Annotated in this window: 18 protein-coding genes; 4 read left to right on the plus strand and 14 right to left on the minus strand. The window is 71.0% G+C overall.

Going from position 1 to position 20,289, the window contains the following annotated elements:
- Window positions 1–62: 62 nt before the first annotated feature.
- The 6 genes from NAG42_RS09010 to NAG42_RS09035 are packed head-to-tail and all read right to left on the minus strand — an operon-like array spanning window position 63 to window position 6,173.
- On the minus strand, window positions 63–1,262 hold the full coding sequence (locus tag NAG42_RS09010; protein WP_250029394.1) for a glycosyl hydrolase: 1,200 nt from the start codon (window positions 1,260–1,262) through the stop codon (window positions 63–65).
- Window positions 1,263–1,302: 40 nt separating this feature from the next.
- Complete coding sequence (locus tag NAG42_RS09015; RefSeq protein WP_250029395.1) at window positions 1,303–2,175, minus strand: carbohydrate ABC transporter permease; 873 nt, start codon at window positions 2,173–2,175, stop codon at window positions 1,303–1,305.
- On the minus strand, window positions 2,172–3,062 hold the full coding sequence (locus NAG42_RS09020) for a carbohydrate ABC transporter permease (protein ID WP_250029396.1): 891 nt from the start codon (window positions 3,060–3,062) through the stop codon (window positions 2,172–2,174). Before NAG42_RS09020 ends, NAG42_RS09015 begins: the two co-directional genes overlap by 4 nt.
- Complete coding sequence (ngcE, locus tag NAG42_RS09025; RefSeq protein WP_250029397.1) at window positions 3,062–4,483, minus strand: N-acetylglucosamine/diacetylchitobiose ABC transporter substrate-binding protein; 1,422 nt, start codon at window positions 4,481–4,483, stop codon at window positions 3,062–3,064. Before ngcE ends, NAG42_RS09020 begins: the two co-directional genes overlap by 1 nt.
- Before the next feature lie 14 nt (window positions 4,484–4,497).
- Window positions 4,498–5,250 (minus strand): sugar isomerase domain-containing protein, encoded by a 753-nt coding sequence (locus NAG42_RS09030; protein ID WP_250029398.1) that lies wholly within the window; start codon window positions 5,248–5,250, stop codon window positions 4,498–4,500.
- Window positions 5,247–6,173, minus strand: a complete 927-nt coding sequence (locus NAG42_RS09035) for a MurR/RpiR family transcriptional regulator (protein WP_438872383.1) — start codon at window positions 6,171–6,173, stop codon at window positions 5,247–5,249. The genes NAG42_RS09030 and NAG42_RS09035 overlap by 4 nt, the downstream gene beginning before the upstream one ends.
- An 86-nt stretch (window positions 6,174–6,259) precedes the next feature.
- On the opposite strand from NAG42_RS09035, the gene NAG42_RS09040 reads away from it, so the two are divergent.
- On the plus strand, window positions 6,260–7,129 hold the full coding sequence (locus NAG42_RS09040) for an N-acetylglucosamine kinase (protein ID WP_250029399.1): 870 nt from the start codon (window positions 6,260–6,262) through the stop codon (window positions 7,127–7,129).
- 435 nt (window positions 7,130–7,564) lie between these two features.
- Here the strand turns inward: NAG42_RS09040 and NAG42_RS09045 are convergent, their stop codons facing one another.
- The 3 genes from NAG42_RS09045 to NAG42_RS09055 form a co-directional block, all read right to left on the minus strand.
- Window positions 7,565–8,299 (minus strand): S1 family peptidase, encoded by a 735-nt coding sequence (locus NAG42_RS09045; protein WP_250029400.1) that lies wholly within the window; start codon window positions 8,297–8,299, stop codon window positions 7,565–7,567.
- Between the two features lie 137 nt (window positions 8,300–8,436).
- A complete protein-coding gene (locus NAG42_RS09050) occupies window positions 8,437–9,414 on the minus strand; it encodes a tetratricopeptide repeat protein (protein ID WP_250029401.1) in 978 nt (325 codons plus the stop codon).
- A gap of 38 nt (window positions 9,415–9,452) precedes the next feature.
- Window positions 9,453–10,451, minus strand: coding sequence for a LacI family DNA-binding transcriptional regulator (locus tag NAG42_RS09055; protein ID WP_250029402.1), 999 nt, complete (start codon window positions 10,449–10,451; stop codon window positions 9,453–9,455).
- A gap of 53 nt (window positions 10,452–10,504) precedes the next feature.
- Here NAG42_RS09055 and NAG42_RS09060 point away from each other — a divergent pair, with 53 nt between their 5' ends.
- Window positions 10,505–11,326, plus strand: a complete 822-nt coding sequence (locus NAG42_RS09060) for a phytanoyl-CoA dioxygenase family protein (protein ID WP_250029403.1) — start codon at window positions 10,505–10,507, stop codon at window positions 11,324–11,326.
- Between the two features lie 7 nt (window positions 11,327–11,333).
- Here the strand turns inward: NAG42_RS09060 and NAG42_RS09065 are convergent, their stop codons facing one another.
- Complete coding sequence (locus NAG42_RS09065; RefSeq protein WP_250029404.1) at window positions 11,334–13,730, minus strand: M36 family metallopeptidase; 2,397 nt, start codon at window positions 13,728–13,730, stop codon at window positions 11,334–11,336.
- 117 nt (window positions 13,731–13,847) lie between these two features.
- Window positions 13,848–14,564: a hypothetical protein gene (locus NAG42_RS09070; protein WP_250029405.1), complete on the minus strand. Its 717-nt coding sequence runs from the start codon at window positions 14,562–14,564 to the stop codon at window positions 13,848–13,850.
- 217 nt (window positions 14,565–14,781) lie between these two features.
- On the opposite strand from NAG42_RS09070, the gene NAG42_RS09075 reads away from it, so the two are divergent.
- Window positions 14,782–14,997, plus strand: coding sequence for a hypothetical protein (locus NAG42_RS09075; protein WP_250029406.1), 216 nt, complete (start codon window positions 14,782–14,784; stop codon window positions 14,995–14,997).
- On the opposite strand, the gene NAG42_RS09080 is transcribed toward NAG42_RS09075, so the two are convergent.
- Window positions 14,998–15,813 carry an AfsR/SARP family transcriptional regulator gene (locus tag NAG42_RS09080; protein ID WP_250029407.1) on the minus strand — a complete coding sequence of 272 codons (816 nt, stop codon included), beginning with the start codon at window positions 15,811–15,813 and terminating at the stop codon, window positions 14,998–15,000.
- Between the two features lie 320 nt (window positions 15,814–16,133).
- On the opposite strand from NAG42_RS09080, the gene NAG42_RS09085 reads away from it, so the two are divergent.
- Window positions 16,134–17,921 (plus strand): carbohydrate-binding module family 20 domain-containing protein, encoded by a 1,788-nt coding sequence (locus NAG42_RS09085; RefSeq protein WP_250029408.1) that lies wholly within the window; start codon window positions 16,134–16,136, stop codon window positions 17,919–17,921.
- A gap of 88 nt (window positions 17,922–18,009) precedes the next feature.
- On the opposite strand, the gene NAG42_RS09090 is transcribed toward NAG42_RS09085, so the two are convergent.
- Window positions 18,010–19,425, minus strand: coding sequence for an NB-ARC domain-containing protein (locus NAG42_RS09090; RefSeq protein WP_250029409.1), 1,416 nt, complete (start codon window positions 19,423–19,425; stop codon window positions 18,010–18,012).
- 239 nt (window positions 19,426–19,664) lie between these two features.
- Window positions 19,665–20,270, minus strand: a complete 606-nt coding sequence (locus tag NAG42_RS09095; RefSeq protein WP_250029410.1) for a TetR/AcrR family transcriptional regulator — start codon at window positions 20,268–20,270, stop codon at window positions 19,665–19,667.
- Between the last annotated feature and the right edge of the window lie 19 nt (window positions 20,271–20,289).

Raw genomic sequence — 20,289 nt, forward strand, 5'->3', positions numbered from 1 at the left:
AACGGGTCAAGATCTTGTGAGGAAGCGGGGCCCGAAGACCCCGCTTCCACCAGGTTAACGCGTCAGCAGCGGCCCAGGTCCTGCCACTGCTCGGTCCAGCCCGGCTCCGAGCCCTGGGTCCAGTAGCGGGCGCGCCACAGGTGCACGCCGTCGCCGGACCTGGGCCCGCTCGGGTCGCCGAACTTGCTCTTCTCGTGCTTGACCAGGTTGCCGCCGGTGTAGACCGACGAGAACGCCCACGTCGGCGCGTCACTGCACCCGGTGCCCGGCGGCGGGGTGGCCGGAGGCGTCGTCGGCGGAGTGGTGGGAGGCGGAGTGGTGGGAGGCGGAGTGGTGGGCGGGTTGTTCGTGCACCCACCGGTCGAGGCCACCGTGTCGACGAACGTGCTTCCCGCCGTGCGGTAGCCGCCGGTCCGCGACGTCACCTGGGCCGGCGACAGCACCTGGTTCTTGGCGAACATCACCCAGTCGACCTGCTGGTTGTAGGTCGAGAGCCCGCCCGTGTGGGTGGCGGTGTCGATGAACCACAGGTTCCAGTTGATCGTCATCGTCTGGCGCGGGAAGAACTTGCCACCGTGGTCACCGACCTGCACGCCGTCGATGTAGTAGACGACGTGCCCGTTGGCCACCTGGGCCACCAGGTCGTGCCACCCGTCCAGCGAGCTGCGCTGCTCGGAGTGCTGGTTGTCGGCGTACCAGGGCTCGTTGCGGTAGGTGTACCAGCTTGTCTGGTAGTTGATCGGCCCCTGCTCGCCCCACCCGCCGTTGGGCAGGTATTCGGAGATGTCGAGCTCGCTGTAGGTGGGGTCGAGGTCGCCGTTGAGCGGGCTGATCGTGAAGAACGTCTGGTTGATGTGGTCGCCGTCGTTGCCGCTGACCGGCGTGTCGGAGAAGCGGACCCGGCTGGCGTAGGTGCCTTCGAGGTAGCGCTTCTGGGTCGAGTAGAGCTCGGCGTGCTTGGTCCCGGCGGCCGTGCCGTCGGTCGAAGCGGTCAGCTGCATGACCTTCTGGCCACCGCTGGTGGGGAAGCTGATGCTCGACGGCGACCAGTTGGCACCGGGCACGCCCGGGCCGCCTTGATAGCTGCGGGGTGTCCAGCCGTTGGCGGTCAGGGCGGGGTCGGACGACGAGGCGTAGCTGAAGTCGTCGAACAGGTAGCCGCAGTCGGCGGCCGAGGCGGGTGCCGAGGAAACAGCGACCACACCGGCGGCGACCAGAATCGGCACCGCGAGTAAGGAGAATCGACGTTTGTCGATTTTCATGGGCAGACTCCTCCACTACAAGAGGAACGGGGATGGGGAACTACTTGACCGCGCCGGCGGTCATTCCGGCGCGGATGTGCCGTTGGAACGCGACATAGGCGATGAGCACCGGCAGCATGGCAATGGTCAAGCCGGCGAACAGGCCGCTCCAGTCGCTGCGATACCCCTGACTGACCGACAGGGCGGCCAGACCCTGCGCCAGGACGTACCGGTCCGGGTCGGGATTGAGAACCAGCGGCAGCAGATACTGGTTCCAGAGCCCGAGGAAATTGAAGATGCCGACCGCCACCAGGCCCGGGCGGGCCAGTGGCAGCATCACGCGGAAGAACACCGCGCCGTGCGAGCAACCGTCCAGGACGGCCGCCTCGGCGATCTCGCTGGGCAATGTCCGGAAGAACGAATGCAGGAAGAAGACGGTGAACGGCACGGCGTACGCGGCGTAGACGAGGATCAGTCCGGGATAGGTGCCGAGCAGTCCCAGTTGCTGCACGACGAAGAACAGCGGCACCAGCGCGAGAAACACCGGGAAGAACATCGCCGCGACGAAGGTGTAATAGATCAGCCGGTTCCCGCGGAATTCATAGCGAGCCAAGGCGTACGCCACGAGCGAGCCCAGCAGCATGGTCAGGAGCAGGGCCCCGCCGACCACGATCAGGCTGTTGAAGAAGTAGCGCCCGATGCTGGCCGCCGTCCACGCCCGGGCCCAGTTGTCGAACTGGGGTGAGGCCGGCAACGACCACGGCGAGTTCAGGATCTCGTCGTCGGTCTTGAACGAGCTGACCACCGCCCACAGCAGCGGCAACGCGGTCACCACGGCCCAGCAGAACATCGCCAGCCCCGGCAGCGGATTCGGCCGTTTCGGGGCGGCCGGAGCCGCCACCGGAGAGGTCGGCCGAGCTTGGAGGAGCGTCATGCGAGCTCCAGCCTTTCCTTGCGGCCCGAACGCAGCGCCAGCACCGCCAGCGTCAACGTGGCGAAGAAGAGCGCCACCCCCATGGCCGAGGCGTAACCGAATTTCCCGTACGAGAAAGCAGTCCGATAAAGCGACAGCCCGATCACTTCGGTGGCCCCGTCGGGCCCGCCCGGTCCCACCGTCATGACCTGCACCACGGCGAAGGCGTCAAGCGCCGCGATGCCCAGATAGACGAAGGCCACCTGCACCGATTCGCGCACCAGCGGCAATGTGACCCGGGAGAAGGTGGCCCATTTCCCGGCCCCGTCGAGCAGCGCCGCCTCGAAGAGTTCCCGCGGAATCCCTTCGATGGCCGCGCTGAACAGCACCACATAGAAACCGACCGACGACCAGATCAGCACCACCATCACCGCGACCAGTGCGAAAGCCGGCTCGGCCAGCCATGATTGCGCCATTGCGCCGAGCCCGACCGCGCGCAGTCCCGAATTCAGCAGACCCGTGTTGGGGTTGTAGACGAAGCTCCACAACACCGCGATGACCACCAGCGACAACAACTGCGGGAAGAAATAGACGATCCGGTAGCCCTGGCCGAGCCGCGACGACGAGGTGCGCAGCATCGAAGCCAGGAACAGCCCGAGGGCGATCGTCACCAATGGCACCACAAGAAGCAGCAGGGCGTTGTTGCGGACGGCGTCGAGAAAGAGCGAGTCGCCGCCGAGACGGACGTAGTTGTCCGCCCCGACGAACTGCGCCTCGCCGGCCACCCCGGTCCAGTCGGTCAGCGACAGCCAGAACGCTTGCGCGTACGGCGACAGCACGAAGACGACGTGCAGCACCAGGGCCGGCACCAGCGCGCCGAGCAGGAACCGCCAGCGGCCGTGTTTCATCAGCGGGTGAACTTCGTGACGGTGGAGTCCTGGGCCACCTGGTCGGCTGCCTTCTGGATGCGGTTCGCCCAGTCGGCCGGGCTGAGCCGCTTGTTCACCAGCTCACCGGTCGCGTCGTCGACGGCCTTGGCGAGGGGCGCGTACCACGTACGGAATCGATAGGTGAACGTGTCGCGGCCGGCCGCCGTGACCGCGTCGCGCACCGAGCCCAGCCCCGACGTCAGGGTGAGCCCGTCGGTGGCCCCGGTCACCGACGGCAGCGTGCTGTTGGCCTTGGCGAAGGCCGTGGCCGACTCCTTCGAGAACAGGATCCGCAGGTACTCCTGGCCGCCCGCCGGGTTCTTGGCCTTGGCCGGCACCAGGAACGACTCGCTGCTGGCGGCCTGCACCGCGGTCACCGGCAGTTTGTCCGAGCCGCCGCGGGCCGGGACAGTGCCCATGACCATGTCGAAGCCGGCCGGCGCCACCCCCTTCTGCTCGCTTTCGAGCCACGAGCCGCACGGGATGAACGCCGCCTTCTTCTGGCACCACGCGGCCTGGGCCTCGGTGTGCGACAGCGCCTCCGAGCCGCTCATCAGGAAACCCCGCCCGGCCAGCTCGGCGAACGCCGTCGCCGCCTGCACCAGCCCGTCCTGCTTCCAGGCCCCCGGCTGCAGGTTGTCGACCGCCTTGACGAGGTCGGGCCCGCCCGCCTTGGCCGCCATCGAGAGCAGCGGGTCGTTGATGTACTCCGGATATTTGCCCTGATAGGTCCAGGGGGCGACGCCGGTCTTCTTGATCTCGCCGCACAGCGTGATCATCTCGTCCCAGGTCTTCGGGTAGGCCCAGCCGCGCTCGGTGAACAGCGACTTCGAATACCAGAGTCCCCAGACCGTGTACGTGAAATTGAGCGCGACGGTCTTGCCGGCGAACGTGCCGTCCTCGACCACGCCCGGCAGCAGCGTGTCGCGCACCTTCTTGCCGGGCTGGTCGAGGCTGGGCGCGTCCAGCAGGCCGGCCAGGTCGGACACCTGCGAGGCGCCGACGAGGGTGGCGATGTCGAGCCGGCCGGCGCCGGTGTTGTCGACGACGTCGGGCGGGTCTCCGGCGACGAAGCGGGGTTGCATCGCCTCGCCGACCTTCTGCAGGCCCTTGTGGTCGATCTTGGTCTGCGGATACTTCTGCTGATATTTGGTCTCGGCCGCCACGGCGTAGTCATCGCCGTACCCGCCCTTGAACACGACCACCTCGAGCGGGGCGTCGGCCTTGACGCCCAGCGGGTTCTCGGCGGTTTTGTCGGCGCCGGCGGCCGCCGGTGCGTCGTCGTCCTTGCCGGCCGTGACGCAACCGGCCAGGGCGGGCACGGCGATCGCCGCGGTCGCGGCCGTCTTCAGCAGTGCTCTCCGGGTGGGGTACGGTCTGACCTGGGATTCAGGGTTCATCACGGGCTCTCTTCCTATGCGGTGCGCCGGATGCGCCCGGCGTACCGCGCCTCGATCTCTGCGTTGTGTTCCTTGCCGCCGGGCACGTTGTCCGACAGGTAGACGGGCGGGGTGACCCCCGCCGCGAGCAGGCGGGCGACGACCTCGGTGACGATCTGCTGGGCCAGCAGCGCCGCGGTGATCGACGAGACGGCACCGACTGCTCCCCCGCCGGGCAGCGGGATCGAGGCGTCGCCGTACGGGGCGCCGTTGTCCAGCACCACGTCGGCGATGTCGCCGAGCTTGCGCCCGCTGGGGTGCCGCGACGTCACGCCGGCCGAGTGCTCGGCCGAGGTGATCGCGACGAGTTTGTGGCCGCGCTCCTTGACCAGCAGCGCCATCTCGACGACGGCGCCGTTGATGCCGGAGTTGGAGGCGATCACGAAGACGTCGTCGGGCTTGATCGGCGCCAGTTCGTAGAGCCGGTGGGCGATCGCGGGTTGACGTTCGACGGTGGGGTCGACCAGCGCCTCGAGCGGCTCGCCGCCGTAGAGGACGATGTCGCGCAGGGCGATCCGGTTGGTGGGCACCAGCCCTCCGGCGCGCCCGGCGATCTCCATGGCCAGGGCCTCGGAGTGCCCGCAGCCGAAGGCCTGGATCACTCCCCCGTTGCGCAGGGCCTCGGCGAGCAGGTCGGCGGCCTGCTGTTTCTGCTCGTGCTGACCGCCGCCGACACGGTCGACGGCTTTCTTCACGACGTCCAGGTAGTCGTTGCTGGTAACGCTCACGGCTGTCCTTTCGGGCGCCCGCGTTTGCGGGACGGGATCTTCTCGGGCAGTCGGTGGGCGTCGACCGCGCGCACGGTCAGTTCCAGCGCCTCGGCCGTCCGCTCGTAGGTGCGCTGCGCGACCGCGACGTAGATCAGGTCGAGGACCAGCAGCTGCGAGTGCAGCGCGGAGAGCGCGGCCAGCCGGAACGTCGTCTCCTGCACCGCGGTGGTGAAGACGACGTCGGCCACCTCGGCCAGCGGTGACCGCCCGTAACTGGTGACGGCGACGGTCAGCGCACCGTGATCGGCCGCCTCAGCCAGGGTCTCGATGACTTCCCGCGTACGGCCGGAGTGGCTCAGGCCGATGGCCACGTCCCCCGGCAGCAGCAGCGCGGCGTTGGTCAGCGCGGTGTGCGAGTCGGTGCGGTGCCAGACGGGCACCCGGATGCGCTCGAGCCGGAACGCCATCTCGCGGGCGGCCGTGCCACTCGAGCCCAGCCCGAAGATCTCCACCCGCTTGGCCCCGGCGATGGCCACGGCCACCTGCTCGACGGCGGCCACGTCGAGGCCGGCCGCCGTGTCCTGGATGGCCCGGGTGTCGGCCGCGGTGACCACGCCGAGCACGTCGGTCAGCGGGTCACCGGGCGCGATGTCGCCGCTGATGTCGGTGTCCCACCGGGCCTGCTCGGCCCGGCCGGTCTCGGTGGCGATGGCGACGCGCAGGTTGGCGTAGCCCTTGAATCCCAGCGTGCGGCTGAACCGGGTCACGGTCGCCGTCGAGGTGCCCGACCGCTCGGCCAGGTCGACGATGCTGGCGTGGGCCGCGGTCTCCGGGTCGGCCAGGATCGTCTCGGCGATGCGCGCCAGGGCCTCGGGCATCTGAGGCCCCTCGATGCGCAGACGGCCGAGCAGGCCTCCACTCTCACCGGTCACGTCGGACATCCTTTTCATCGATTGCTGTTGCCGATGAAAATTACGACCGTCGACGCCTCTAGTCAATAACTGTTTCCTATGTTTCGATCCCTTCCATGGATCTGGTGGTGGGTGTGGACGCCGGGGGCACGTCGACCCGGGCCGTCGTGACCACGCTCGACGGCCGCCCGCTGGGCCGCGGCTCGGCCGGCCCGGGCAACCCGTTGACGGTCGGCTTCGAGGCCGCCGCCGACGCGATGGGCAGCGCGCTGCGCGATGCGCTCGGGTCGCTGCCACCGGCCCGGGTCGCGCGCGGCGTGCTGGGCATCGCCGGGACGAGCTGCCTGACCGCCTATGACGGGCCGGCGTACACGAAGATCTGGAACGTTCTAGGCCTGAGGTGCCCGATGGTGGTCGTCGGTGACGTGGTGACCGCCTTCGCCGCCGGCAGCTCCTCGCCGTCGGGGGCCGTCCTGATCGCCGGCACCGGCGCCATCGCGGCCCAGGTGTCCGGGGAATCGGTCGTGCGCACGGTGGACGGCAACGGCTGGCTGCTCGGCGACTGCGGCTCCGGCCGGTGGATCGGCTTGGCGGCACTGCGATCCGCTGTCAGCCAGTGGTCCACGCCTTTCGCCGCCGCGATAGCCGGCCAGGTCGGCGCCCCGTCGGCCGATGCCCTGGTGGCGTGGGCGCAACGTCTGCCGTTCGCCGAGATCGACGCCCTGACGCCGCTGGTGTGCTCGCTCGCCCGAGACGCCGACCCCGTGGCCCGCCCGATCATCTCGGCCGCCGCGGCAGCATTAGTCCACTCGCTCGACGAGCTTCACACCGACGGCCCGATCGTGCTGGCCGGCAGTCTGCTGTCCCAGGACACACCCGTACGCGACGAGGTGCACACGATCCTGCAAGCCCGCCACATCAAAACAACCACGGGCGCCGACCCCGCCGCCGGAGCCGCCCGCCTGGCCGCCCGATCCCTCTGCTGATCCCCGGGTCTGCCACGTCAGGCAATCCCACGTCAGCGCGTTCGAGAGCCCGCACGAGCTCGTCTGCTCATCCGCCAAGCGCGTTCGCGCGCTTCCTCGTTGCGGTTGAGCTCATCCCGAACGAACGAACGAGCGAGCGAATGAACGAGGGAGCGAGCGGGCCGACACGCGGACACGTGGACGCGCGCGGGAGCGGGCAAGCGCAAGAGCGGGCGGGCAAGCAGACACACACGGGAGCGGTAAACGGACGGGCGCACAAACCCGCGAGCGGCAAAACGGACGGGCGCACACGCGCGAGCGGCAAAACGGACGGGCGCACACACGCGCGAGCGGCGAATGGACGGGCGGACGGGTGACGGACCAACGCAGGAGCACAGCTAGCGCAGCATGGCGGCCCGGCGACGGGTGGTCGCCGGGCCGCGAGGCGGGTGTGCGTCAGGCGGGCAGGCCGCCGACCTGGGTGTTGACCCAGGCGCGGATGGACGGGAGGTCGCCGTAGATGGAGGGGGCGGTGGCGCAGGTCGAGCTGTTGTTGCCGGCCCGGCTGGTGACGCCGATCAGGTTCCAGCGGCCGCTGACCGAGCGCACCTGCGGGCCGCCCGAGTCGCCGTAGCAGGCGCCGGCGTTGCCGCCGGTGTTGTTCGTGCAGATCTCGTACGCCGCGTCGATGCCGCCGCAGCGGCTGTCGGTCACGATCGACGTGTCGAGCTGGTGAGCGATCGTCGGCGACGAGCCGCACCCGCGCGGCGCACAGGTCTGGCCCCACCCGATGATGCGGGTGGCGGTGCCGACCGCCCCCGAGGCGGTCGGAATCGGCGCCGGGGCGTAGCTGACCGACGAGGCCAGCTCGAACAGCTTCACGTCGATGCGTGGGTGGCTGACCGCCCGCCGCACCGAGACGACGGTCCCGCCGCTGGTGCGGTTGACGCTGCCGACCCGCACCGAGGCCGGCGTCGGGCAGTGCTTGGCGGTGACCACCCAGTTCGCCTTGATCAGCGAGCCGGTGCAGCCCGAGGTGTAGACCATGAACGAGTAGTTCTCGGTGGCCTGCTGACCGCCGACGACCGAGGGTCCGGGATCGGCGGCCGCCGCCGCGGCGGCGGCCGGGGAGAGCAGGCCCGCGGCGAGCACGCTCGCGGCGGTGAGCAGGGTCCGGGCGAGGAGGCGCATGGGGGAACGTCCTGTCTGCCGGTAGTGGGATGACGATAGGCCGGCGGCCCGGCCACACCGTAACCGTGAATAGACACACATCGATACATGCCAGCTGGGGCCTACCACCAAGTGATGGCCTCGGCGGATGGAGTGCGTCAGGCTTGGGCGCGGACGCGGCGTGCTGCCGCCACCCGGTCAGCCGGAAGACCCTCGGCGGCCAGCGCCTGGTCGATCAACCCGTCTCGATACCCAGCGTGCGGAAGTGCGGGTGCCAGTGCGATCAACAGGTCGAGGTCGGTGACCGAGCCGGTCGCGCGCACCCGGAAAGCGGCGCCGGCGGCCCGGAGCGTGATGTCGTCCGGGTCGCGCTCGAGCCCCTGGCCCACCAGGTCAGCCGCGGCGCTGTAGTCGCCCTCCTCGGCCGCCAGGTCCGCAAGGTCGAGGTAAAGAGACCAGTTCGCCGGGTCCAACGCGAGCGCCCGGCGAAACGCCGCGACCGTCTGGCCTCGGTCGCCGAGGCGTCGCCAGGTTCCGGCGCGGACCACCTCGGTCATCATGACCCGCTCAACGAGGTCGGCTTGGTCGCACAGGGCGAGCGACTGGTCCGTCAGTCCGCAGACACGCAGGAGAATCGCCATGCGCGCCAGGGCTTCGGCGGCCGGTTCCCGCTCGCACACCAGGGCGACTGCTCTCAGCCATGGCCGCAGCCGCTCCCGGGCCGCCTCGCCGTCGATGTCGGGACCGTGATCAGTGATGTTCAGCGACGCGTCGGCCAGCCCTTCAGCCGTCAGCGCGCCGAGAAAGCGCTGGTCGGCGAACCACGGTGCGGCCGCCCACGAGATCGTCGGGCGGTACCCGATCACCGAGCCGAGGAGCCGCGCGGCTCCGTCCATGTCGCCGTCCAGAAAGCAGAAGTAGGCGCCGGCCACGAACTGCCAGAGGTCCGAGGGGTCCGCGACCGCCTCCGCCACCTCGGACGGCGACCGGCGGCGCAACTCGGCGAGCCGGTCATACGGCTCGGGGGCGGCGGGATCTTCGCGGATCGCCTGCGTCAGGTAGGCGACGGCCTCACCCGGCGCGCCGCCGCAATGGGCCAGGACCTCAGCGATGGCCAGCGACGCGGACTTCTGCATCCCGGCAGGGTAGTCGGCGGCTGAACGTTTCGAGCACCCTAGCGGCGGCCCGTGCTGGCTCGGACCTCGAGGCGGTGCGGGACGACCACGCGGCGGGGGTGGGCGTTGCGGTCGGCGAGGCGGTCGGCGAGGCAGGTCAGGGCGGCTCGGGCGATGGCGGGCTTGTCGGGGGCGATGGTGGTCAGGGCCGGGTTGGCGTACCGGCCGTCCTCGATGTCGTCGAAGCCGGCCACCGCCAGGTCACCGGGAACCCGCAGGCCACGGTCGAGAGCCACGTGCAGAGCGCCCAGCGCCAACTGGTCACTGAAGCAGAAGACGGCGTCGACCTCGGCACCGTTGTCGAGCAGGTGGGTCATCGCGGCGGCGCCGTCGGCTCGGTGCAAGCGGTCCACCGGAATTTCGCGGGCGGGCAGGCCGGACTCGGCGAGCGCCCGGCGGTAGCCCGCGGCGCGGCGGGCGGCGGTGCCGTTGACCAGGTGAGGCTGGAGCCCGATGGCCGCTATGTGACGGCGGCCGGTTTTGATCAGGTGGTGGGTCAGGTCGGCGGCGGCCGTCTCGTTGTCCAGGGCCACGTGGTCGAGCAGGCCGCCGGCGTCCTGTTCGCCCAGCAGGACCAGGGGGGCGCTGTCGGGGCGGCGGGTCAGGTCGGCCGGCGACAGGCCCCAGGGGCTCATGATCAGGCCGTCGACGGTCTGGGCCCGTACGCCGTCGAGAAGCTCCCGCTCGCGAGCCGCGTCGCCGCCGGTCTGCTGGACGAGCAGGGTCCACGCGTACGCCTCGGCCTGGTCGGCCAGATGACCGGCCAGCTCACCGAAGTAGGGCGAGGAGATCTCGGGCAGCACCAGCGCGACCAGGCCGGAGCGGCCGCCGCGCAGATGCCGGGCGGCGGCGTTGGGCCGGTAACCCAGCTCGTCGATGACCCGCTGCACCCGCTCGCGGGTCTCGGGCGCGACCAGCGCGAAGCCGGACACCACGTTGGACACCGTGCGCACGGAGACGCCGGCACGCTCGGCGACCTGGCGGAGATTGGCACTCACGACCCCCATCCTAGGGGTTGCGACGTTGCATGCAACGTTGCAACATGAAGTTCATGACGACCTTCCTCCCGGACGCCGAGACTGCCCGTTCCGCCATCTACACCGACGGCATCACCGCGCTGAAGGGCGCTTTCAGCCCCGAGTGGGCCGACGCGATGCGCGAGGACATCGAGGTCGCGTTCGCCGAGGCCATCGACCGGCCGGGCGGCGCGGTCGGCCGCGGCCCCAAGCGCTACTACGTCGAGATCCACCCCGAGCAGCTGCGCGGCTTCACCGACCTGGTGACCCACCCGTGGCTGGTCGCCGTGTGCACGGCGGTGCTCGGCCCGCGATACGAGATCGTCGAGCTCGGCTTCGACATCCCGTTCGCCGGCGCGGTCAACCAGCCGTGGCACCGTGACTTCCCGATGCCCGCGGTCACCCGCGAGCAGGGCCGGCTCGACTCGCTCGCCTTCAACCTGACCGGCGTCGACACCACCGACGACATGGGCCCGTTCGAGATCGCCCCCGGCACCCAGTTCGACGACTCCCCCGAGTTCGGCCACGACATGTTCCCGCCGAAGACCCACTACGCCCGCTACAACGAGCTCGCCGTGCGTAAATATCCGCAGCGTGGCGACATGTCGGCCCGGTCGGCGCTGACCATCCACCGCGGCACGGCCAACCGGTCCGAGCTGTCGCGCCCCGTCCTGGTGCTCGGCGTCGACGCGCCCGACGCCACCAACGGTGACAAGCACGCCATGGCCGTGACCCGCGGCTACTGGGAGACGCTCCCCCAGCTGGTCAAGGACCACCTGCACTGCCCGGTCGTCGACACCCTGACCCCGATCACCCAGAAGCACACCATCGAGGGCCTGGTCATGGGCGACGCCTGAACGGTCCTCACGGCACCACGCGCAGCGGCGGGCCGGCCTCGACGCCCAGCACGTCGTAGGGCGGGACGATGATGCCGCCGAGCAGCTGATACCGCCCCGGCGGGGGCGCGGCGAACTCCAGCGTCACCTCGCCCCCCGGCGATCCGGGCGGCAGCGACCCGGCCGACGTCGCCACGACGCGGGTCTCCGCGGGATCGGCCGACGTGGCCACGACATGCGCGATGTAATGGGCGGCGCCGGTCAGCGAGAAACTGAACGTCGCGGTCAGCCGGTCCTGTCCGGTCGAGGCGAACGTCATGCCCGCGATCTCGAGCCGCGGGTCCGCCGGCCGTGGACCCCTCACCTCGGCCACCTGGGCGGTCGTCTCCACGAAGTACTGCACCCGGCGGCCCCCGTCCTCCGGTGGCGGCTCGTCGTCCGGGCCGGCGGCCGGTGCCACGTGCCGTTCCCGCACTTCTCCGTCGGCGCCGAGCACCACGGTGACCAGATAGATCGGAGCCGCGGCGGCGGTCACCGGTTCCGGCGTACGGAAATCGGCCACGATCCCCTGGAGCCGGGCGCCGAGGGAGCGGGCGCCTGGACCCATGCCGAACTTGGCGAAGGCGCCCCAGACGGCCCGTTCGGCTTCCGCGAACCGATCGCCCGGCAACTGGCCCGCCGCCCGCAGGCCGGCCAGGGCGCTCAGGATCGAGTCGCGCATGTCGAGGAAACTCGGGTTGGCCCGGGACAGCTTCAGCGCGTCCATCACCACCCGCAGCGCCAACTGCTCGGACTCGAGCCGGCGGGTCATCTCCATCAGCGTGGCGCACCAGACCTCGCCGACCTCGTGCACCTCGCTGTATTCGCGGCCGAGCCGGCCGAAGTGGCCGGGGTGCCGGTCGTCGTAGCGGTGACCGCGGATGCCGACCGGCCGGTCCACCGCCCAGCGGGCGACGACGTCCGTGCCCGCGTGGACACAGGCGAAGAAGTCTCCCCAGCCCTCGCCCATCCCGGCGCTCTGCGGCTCGTCGAGCGCGTGCGTGTCCAGGCCGCCGCCGACGAGCCGGTTGGTCACGCCGTGGCAGAACTCGTGGAAGACGATCGTCGCGTCGAGCGCGGTGTGCCGGCCGGTCGTGCCGACCACGCCGAGCCGGAGCACTGGGCTGGTGCCCTCGGCCGGGGTGGCCATCGTGGCCGTGCCGGGCACACTCCGGGCGTACACCCGGGCGTCGACCGGATCGGTGCCGGCGCCGCCCCGGCCCAGCGCGTCGCGCTGGAAGTTGCCCTCGGCCTCGGTGAAGCCGAGCAGGTAGAAGAAGTCGTGGGCCGACGAGATCAGCGCGAAGGCGTTGAGGACCTGCTGGTCGACGCTGCCGGGGTCGAAGGAGAAGGTCACCTCGTCGCCCTCCCGGCCGCCCCGGGCCGGCGCCCCGCCGTCCTCCGGGTGGGCGGCGACGTTGTTCCCGGTCGTGACGTCGGCCGACAGCCACGGGTCGGGGAAGCCGCCGGGCAGACCGGGCGGTGACTCGAGCCGGTAGTCGCTCAGATCGCGGGGGAAGGTGATCCGCTCCCGGTCCCGGCCACCGTCGATCAGGAACACATCGGCCGACGCCGCGACGGACAGCACCGTCTGGTGGGCGTAAAGCACTTCCGCTTGCTGTGCGTCGACCACGACCACGTACCGCTGGGCGTGGCCGGGCATGGTCAGGGTGACCCGCCAGGCGAGCCGGGTGTCGCCGGGACTCAACGGGAACCAGATCAGCGCGGCGGTGATCGGCTCGGCGAACGGGCCGGGATCGAGGACGGCGGCGCGGTCCTGGGCGCCCTCGACGAGGGTGGTCACGCGGGGGACGAAGGAGTCCACGTCGATCGCCGGCGGCACGAAACGCTGCTGGAACTGGTCGTACTTGCCGAGCTCGTCGGGATCGGGCCGGGCCACGTGGCGAGCGGCGACCAGGACGGCGTCGGTCACCCGCACCCCGGGCCCGGCGTCGAGTGGCTCGGCGATCGTCACGGTGCTGCCGGCGGTCGAGGCCAGCGCGCCGGACGGGTCGAACACCACCGCCTGGGCGGCCTGGAAGACCTGGATTCCCTGGTGCTGCTGCCGCAGGTGGACGGTGTGGGCGCCGGCGCCGGTGGTCTGCACGACCGGGTCGGGCACGAACTCGGCCGGTTGGGCCGCGGTCAGCCCGAGAAGAGGCCCGACCGCCCGCAGGTGGGCGAGCGCGCGAGCGGCGTAGTCCCCGCGCTGGGCCTCGCCGCTCGCGAGCTCCACCCGGGCGGCGTTGCCGGTCAGCCGATCGAGGGCGGCGACCCGCGCGGTCTGCGGGCCCGGCAGCCGGTCCGACACCGTGGCGGCCAGTGCCGACAGTCGCTGTTCGTCCGGCTCCGCGATCGGGCGGCGGAGATCGACTTCCCGGCTCATGGATCCGTTCCCTTCCTGTGGTCGCCCGGCACCGGTCATCGCCGGCGCCGGGCGGTCTCGACTTGCTGTGGTCGCCCGGCACCGGTCATCGCCGGCGCCGGGCGGTCTCGATGGGCTCTACTCGGGATACACGAGGTAGCGCAGCGGGATGTTCTCCTGGAACTGACCCGAGTCCACGTCGATGATCGTGCTGGCGAAGGCCGCGTACGGCTGGCCGGCGTTGACGATGTCGGCCGACAGGTTGGCCTCGAACAGCAGGGGCTTGCGCCCGGGCATCGGGGCCTGGAACCAGAACTCGAGGTCGGTGAAGACCGGCGCCGGTGACGTGAAGCGGTCCGCCCGGAAGTCGTCCGGGCCGTCCGTCACGTCGGTCAGGTTGATCTGCTCCAGGCCGACCCGGTAGCGGCGGCCGCCGAGTTGCACGGTCGGCGGCACGGCGAACCCGTTGGCGATGTCGATCGTCGGGTTGACGAACAGCGTCGCGAAGATGACCGCCCATTCCCCGCCCGCAATGATCTTGCTGGGCTGATAGGGCGGCGGGCCGCCGAACTGGATCGGCGTGAACGCGTAGAGGTCGAACGCCACGTACGGCCCGACGACGGGCTGGCCGATGCCGGCCTCGGCCAGACCCTGTGCCTTGGCCCTCATGGCGCCCTGCCGGTCGTCGAGGCGCCGCTGGATGCTCGACTGGAACCGCTCCTTCAGGTCGTCGCGGGTCTTGGCGGCTCGGTCGCGGATCTCGTCGGGTGGAGCGGGCGCGCTGGGTGCGGCCGGCGCCGCGGGTGCGGACGTGCCGGCGCTCACGGTGATCTCGTCTTTGGTGGTGGTCGTCATCGGGGAGCCTCCTCCTGGCCTTGCTGCCCGCGCTTCGGACGGTGCCGACTGTCGCAGCGGGCGCTTAAGCGGCGTGGTCCGGTGACTTAGCACCGACGGCGGCCATCGTTAAGCGGCAGTGGTTTGGAGCCGTTTCCGCTGGGAAATCCACCATCTCCCGCGTTGGGGGGCCGCTCCGAGTGACCAGGAGACGACAGTGGTTCCACACGAGATGAGGGTGATCAAGTCGAGCGAGGCCGACACCGAGGAGTGGGACTGCCCGAGTTGCGGCCGCCGGCTGCTGCTGCGCTGGCCGCCCCGTTTCTCCCGGATCGTCCTGCACCCCGGCGACGAGCGGGCGCTGCACGTGGGCGGTCGCCGGGCAGCGCCGGTGGACATGCTCACCGAGCCGGAGAAGGCCTGGCTGAGCGAGCACGGCATCGCCTGGGAGTAGTCACACCGGTTCATGGCGCCGGATCCGCTCGTAGAGGTCCTGCGTATCCGGGCTGGGCAGCACGCCGAGGTCCCGCCACAGCGCGGTGGCGCAGACCCGGTGCTGCAACAAGGCGAGATGCGGCTGCCCCAACCGGCTGTGACAGAACATCAGCCGTCGATGCGTGGCCTCCCGGCAGGCGTCACCGGCCAGGACGCGTGCGCAGAGGCTCGCGGCCGCGGCGTAGCGCCCGGTGTCGAAGGACAGGCCACTGAGGTGGTCCAGAACGTCGACGTGTTCCAGGCGCAACTGCTCCCGATCGAGGACCGGCCAGTCCTCGTACGGGTTGTCGGCCAGCAGCTCGCCGCGATAGAGACCGTCGGCCATCTCGTACTCCCGGATCGCGGACTCGCACTGCCCGGCCTGGTGCAGGCGGCGGGCCAGCTGCCGGTGCCGGTCGAACTCGTCGACGTCGAGCCACAGCTGGACGGCCGGGTCGAGGCCGTACCGGTTGGCCCGGAAGACGACGATCGGGTGGCCGGTGACCGTCCGCAGGACCCGCCGCACCCCGTGCAGGGCGACATTCAGGCTGTTGCGGGCCGCCTCCTGGGTGGACCCCGGCCAGAAGACGTGCATCAGTTTCTCCCGGGACGGCCACGGGTGCCGGTGGGTGAGCAGATAGGCGAACAACGACTCGTTGCGCCCGCCGTGCCAGGGCCCGGCCGAGACGCCGTCGAGCGCGGCGACGAACGGGCCGAGCACGTGAACGGCGAGGAGCGGGGGCGCCGGCCAGGGCTTTTCCTCCGTGAGCAGGCCGGACCGGGAACGATCATCCATGGCGGCCACCTCCAGTGCTGCCACAGACACGCTACGAGCCCTTGGCCTCCTCGGCCTGGTCGGATCTGGGACAGCTGGGCCCGGCCACCCCGGGGATTCATCGAGGTAAGTGCTTGCAAACTCTTCCACCCTCTGCAAGCGCTTGCTAGGGTCCGTTCCAATGTGAACGCGGGATTACGTCCGTGTCACCAGATTCGTCCCTGGTGGTAGAGGTCCTGCGGTTCCCACGCAGCGAAGTCTGTCGTTGTAAGAAGCCGTCCCGGTCGCCACCCCGGCCAGGTGCGGGCCGCCCCCGCCCGTACCTGAAGTAAGGAGAACCGATGAGAAAGCTCGCCCCTGTCATAACCGCTCTGCTGGCCGCCGTCGTCGCGGTCGTGGTGGTGACCGGACGGCCGCAGCAGGCCGACGCGAAACCGGACGCGAACCCCGGCGCCCGCGACGCGATCGTGCACCTCTTCGAATGGCCGTGGGCCTCCATCGCCTCGGAGTGCACAAATGTGCTCGGCCCGAAGGGGTTCGGCGGCGTGCAAGTGTCGCCGCCGCAGGAGCACGTGGTGCTGCCCGGCGCGGGCTATCCGTGGTGGCAGGACTATCAGCCGGTCAGCTACAAGCTGCAGACCCGCCGCGGCGACCGGGCGGCCTTCGCCGCCATGGTCAGCACCTGCCACGCGGCCGGCGTGAAGATCTATGTCGACGCGGTCCTCAACCACATGGCGGGCGGGTCGTCGACCGGCACGGGCTCGGCCGGCTCGTCGTACAGCCACTATGCGTACCCCGCGGTGCCGTTCGGGACGAACGACTTCCACCACTGCGGCCGCAACGGCAACGACGACATCGCCAACTGGGGTGACCGCTGGGAGATCCAGAACTGCGAGCTGGTCGACCTCTCGGATCTCAAGACCGAGGACTCGTACGTCCGCGGCAAGCTGGTGGCCTACCTGAACGACCTGATCGGCCTGGGCGTGGACGGCTTCCGGGTGGACGCGGCGAAGCATGTGCCGGTGGCCGACCTGCAGGCCGTCTACGGTCAGCTCAACGGCAACCCGTACTTCTTCCAGGAGACCATCGAGGGCGGGGCGGGCGAGCCCACCCCGTCGGAGTACGCCGGCATCGGCGACGTGACCGAGTTCCGCTACGGCGACGTGGTCGGCAACGCGTTCCGCGACGGCAACCTGGCCGGGCTGCAGAACCTGCCGTCGCAGATGCTGCTGTCCAGTGGCGACGCGGTGGCGTTCATCGACAACCACGACACGCAGCGCAACGGCCGGGCCAAACTGACCTACAAGGACGGCACGAACTACGCGCTGGCCGAGGCGTTCATGCTGGCCTACCCGTACGGGACGCCGTCGGTGATGTCGTCGTTCACCTTCAGCAACCCGGAGGCCGGCCCGCCGGCCACGTCGAACGGCACGACGACCGCGGTGAACTGCTCGTCCGGCTGGGCCTGTGAGCACCGGTGGCGCACGACGGCCAACCTGGTCGCCTTCCACAACGCGGCCGCCGGCACGGGTCTGACCAACTGGTGGTCCAACGGCGGCAACCAGATCGGCTTCGGCCGCGGCGCCAACGCGTACGCCGTCTTCAACCGCGGCGGCTCGCTGAACCGCACGTTCACCACGTCGCTGCCCGCCGGCACCTACTGCGACGTCGCCAACGGCGACTTCAGCAACGGCAGCTGCACCGGTACGGCGTACACGGTCAACGCCTCCGGCCAGTTCACCGCGACCGTCCCCGGCAACGGCGTGCTCGCGCTGCACGTCAACGCCCGCACCACCGGCGGCGGCACCCCGACCACCCCGCCGCCGAGCGGCTGCTCCACGGTGGCCGTGACCTTCGCCGCCACCGCGACGACCGCCTGGGGCGAGAACGTCTTCCTGCTGGGCAACCGCGCCGAGCTGGGCGCCTGGAACACCGGCGGAGGCGTGGCGCTGTCGTCGGCGGCCTACCCGGTCTGGCGCGGCACGGTCAGCCTGCCCGCCAACACCGCGATCGACTACAAGTACGTCAAGAAGAACGGTTCGTCGGTGGCCTGGGAGTCCGGTTCCAACCGCACGCTCAACACCGGCTCGGCCTGCACGCTGACCGTGAACGACAGCTGGCGCTCGTAACCGCGGAGCCCGGGGCGGTCGCGCGATCCGGCGCGACCGCCTCAGGCGATCAGCAGGCGGCCACCGGGGTTCAGCACCGCGAACCCCACTACTTTCCGTTTTGGAAACTACTCAGCAGAGCCGCATGCTGGGGCCAGCCCTCGGCCTCGGCGTAACCGGCCGCCGCGGCCAGGTCGGCGGGATCGGCGCCGGAGGTCAGCAGGTGGTCGAAGAGCCTGGTCAGCGCGGCCCGGCGGTCGGCCCGCCGGTCCTCGTCGGCCGAGCGGCCGGCCGCGTGCACCCGCACCAGGTCGTGCAGCGCCCAGCGGCCGGGGCCGGCCGGCATCAGCAGATGGTGGGTGGCCAGCTCGTGCAGGGCCTCGCCGGCCGGGACGCCGGCCAGCGCCTCGGCGGCGGGCCCGTCGAACGACCGGCCGGGATGATGGGCCAGCAGGCGGAGCAGATCCCGGCCGGGGGCGGTCAGATTCCGGTACGAGACGTCGAGGGCCTGGCGGACCAGCGGGTCGAGGCGGCCCGCCCGGCGGCGCTCGGCCAGCCAGTCGGCATGGTCGGCCGGCGTCCACCCCGGACGCTCGCGCATGTGGGCGACCACCCGGGCCAGCGCGAGCGGGAGGTATCCGCAGGTGGCGGCGATCCGGTCGGCGGCCGCCGGGTCGGCGGTGGGTGGCAGCGCGGCCAGCAGGTATTCGCGAGCCTCGGCCGGCCGGAACACGCCGACCTCCAGGGGCCGCGCGCCGGGCAGGCCGTCGAGGCGGCGCCGGCTGGTGATCAGGGTGAGGCTGCCGGGGCCGGGCACGAGCAACGGGGCGACCTGGGCCTCGTCGGCCGCGTCGTCGAGCAGCATGAGGACGCGAGTGCCGGACAACCGGGTGCGCAACGCCCGGGACCGCGCCGCCGAGCCGTGCGGCAGGTGCTGGCCGGGCACGCCGAGCAGGCGCAGGAAGCCGTCGAGCACCGCGTCGGGGACGGCCGGGGGCTGGTCGGCGTGACTGCCGCGCAGGTTGACCACGAGCACCCGGTCGAACCGGCGGGCCGCGGTCATCTGGTGGGCGGCGTGCACGGCCAGCGTGGTCTTACCGGCGCCGGCCATGCCCGACAACACCGGCACGCCGGCGGGCGCGATCTCCGGCGTACGGGGGACGAAACCCGCCGGGACGGCGGGCAGACTGCCCAGCACCCGCACCTGCGCGCCCGCGCCCGGGGTCTCGCCACTGGCCACGCGCAGCGCCTGACGCCACTGGTTGGTGTAGCCGGCGTCGGCGTGCAGGGCCTCGACCACGGCCACCACCAGGTCGGGGTCGAGCCGGCGGCGACCGGCGCGGAAGCAGTCGACGACCGTGGTCTTGCCGACCTGCCCGGCCGGCGGCCGACGGGTGTTGACGCGGGCGGTGATGGTCTCGTAGGACGGATTGCCGGCCCAGGTCTTGAGCAGGCGCAGACAGCCGGCGACCTCGTCGAGCGACTGGGCCCGACCGGGGTCGGGCAGCACGGCGAACTGCGACACGGCCTGCTCCCCGGGGTCGTCGGGCGAGGAAGCATCGACGGTAGTCCCCGCCGGCCACACCGCTCATCCGAATTCGTTCGGATTCCGCGTGCGGAGGTCACCCGGGCGGCAGAGTGGGTCGTGCCAAGGGATCCGAAACGGGGGGTCGTTCCCGTAACGGGGGTGGGAGCGACGCGGACCCGCAGGCGCGTGCCGGGCGTGGTGCCTTCGAGGCCCACGCCCGGTTCGCTCGTTGTCCCCTAGGCGGCGGCGCCGCGCAGGACCGCGTCGACCAGGGCCTCGGCGAAGCCCTCGCGGGGTACGCGCGGACTGCTCTGGAAGAGCCCGTTCAACATGTTGGGCCCGACCAGCATGAGCAGCGTGAGCTCGACATCGAGGTCGGGGCGCAGGACGCCCTCGGCGATGCCGCGCCGCAGCACGCCGCGCATCACCTCACGCCGCGGCTCGATGACCGCCTGGTAGCCCTCCATGATCGAGTCGTCGCGCATCAGCTCGGGCATCAGGCAGGCGGTGATCTTGCCGTAGCTGTGCTGGTGACTGCTGCGGTTCGACTTGATCAGCGTGACCAGGTCGTCGCGGACCGACTCGCCGGCCAGCTCGGGCACCGGGCCCTTGAGCGCGGCCACCGCGTCGATGATCAGCGCTTCCTTGTTGGCCCAGCGCCGATAGATGGTCGCCTTGCCGACCCCGGCACGGGCCGCGACCGCCTCGATCGAGATGGCCGCGACGGTCTGCCCCTCGCTGAGCAGGTCGAGAACCGCGTTCAGGATCGCGGAGTCGGCGAGGGCGTTGCGGGGCCGGCCAGGAGCTTTGCGCTCCTGACCGGCCGGTGGAGCCGTGGTCATGGGGTTCATTGTTACCGAC

The organism is Paractinoplanes maris (genome assembly GCF_023544465.1).
Lineage (GTDB): Bacteria > Actinomycetota > Actinomycetes > Mycobacteriales > Micromonosporaceae > Actinoplanes > Actinoplanes maris.

Excerpts from the sequence above, each read along its gene's own strand:
- NAG42_RS09040 (WP_250029399.1), top strand. The coding sequence starts at position 6,260 with ATGGATCTGGTGGTGGGTGTGGACGCCGGGGGCACGTCGACCCGGGCC.
- NAG42_RS09085 (WP_250029408.1), top strand. The coding sequence starts at position 16,134 with ATGAGAAAGCTCGCCCCTGTCATAACCGCTCTGCTGGCCGCCGTCGTC.
- NAG42_RS09035 (WP_438872383.1), bottom strand. The coding sequence starts at position 6,173 with ATGTCCGACGTGACCGGTGAGAGTGGAGGCCTGCTCGGCCGTCTGCGC.
- NAG42_RS09010 (WP_250029394.1), bottom strand. The coding sequence starts at position 1,262 with ATGAAAATCGACAAACGTCGATTCTCCTTACTCGCGGTGCCGATTCTG.
- NAG42_RS09065 (WP_250029404.1), bottom strand. The coding sequence starts at position 13,730 with ATGAGCCGGGAAGTCGATCTCCGCCGCCCGATCGCGGAGCCGGACGAA.
- NAG42_RS09050 (WP_250029401.1), bottom strand. The coding sequence starts at position 9,414 with ATGCAGAAGTCCGCGTCGCTGGCCATCGCTGAGGTCCTGGCCCATTGC.
- NAG42_RS09015 (WP_250029395.1), bottom strand. The coding sequence starts at position 2,175 with ATGACGCTCCTCCAAGCTCGGCCGACCTCTCCGGTGGCGGCTCCGGCC.
- NAG42_RS09020 (WP_250029396.1), bottom strand. The coding sequence starts at position 3,062 with ATGAAACACGGCCGCTGGCGGTTCCTGCTCGGCGCGCTGGTGCCGGCC.
- NAG42_RS09080 (WP_250029407.1), bottom strand. The coding sequence starts at position 15,813 with ATGGATGATCGTTCCCGGTCCGGCCTGCTCACGGAGGAAAAGCCCTGG.
- NAG42_RS09045 (WP_250029400.1), bottom strand. The coding sequence starts at position 8,299 with ATGCGCCTCCTCGCCCGGACCCTGCTCACCGCCGCGAGCGTGCTCGCC.
- NAG42_RS09070 (WP_250029405.1), bottom strand. The coding sequence starts at position 14,564 with ATGACGACCACCACCAAAGACGAGATCACCGTGAGCGCCGGCACGTCC.
- ngcE (WP_250029397.1), bottom strand. The coding sequence starts at position 4,483 with ATGAACCCTGAATCCCAGGTCAGACCGTACCCCACCCGGAGAGCACTG.
- NAG42_RS09060 (WP_250029403.1), top strand. The coding sequence starts at position 10,505 with ATGACGACCTTCCTCCCGGACGCCGAGACTGCCCGTTCCGCCATCTAC.
- NAG42_RS09095 (WP_250029410.1), bottom strand. The coding sequence starts at position 20,270 with ATGACCACGGCTCCACCGGCCGGTCAGGAGCGCAAAGCTCCTGGCCGG.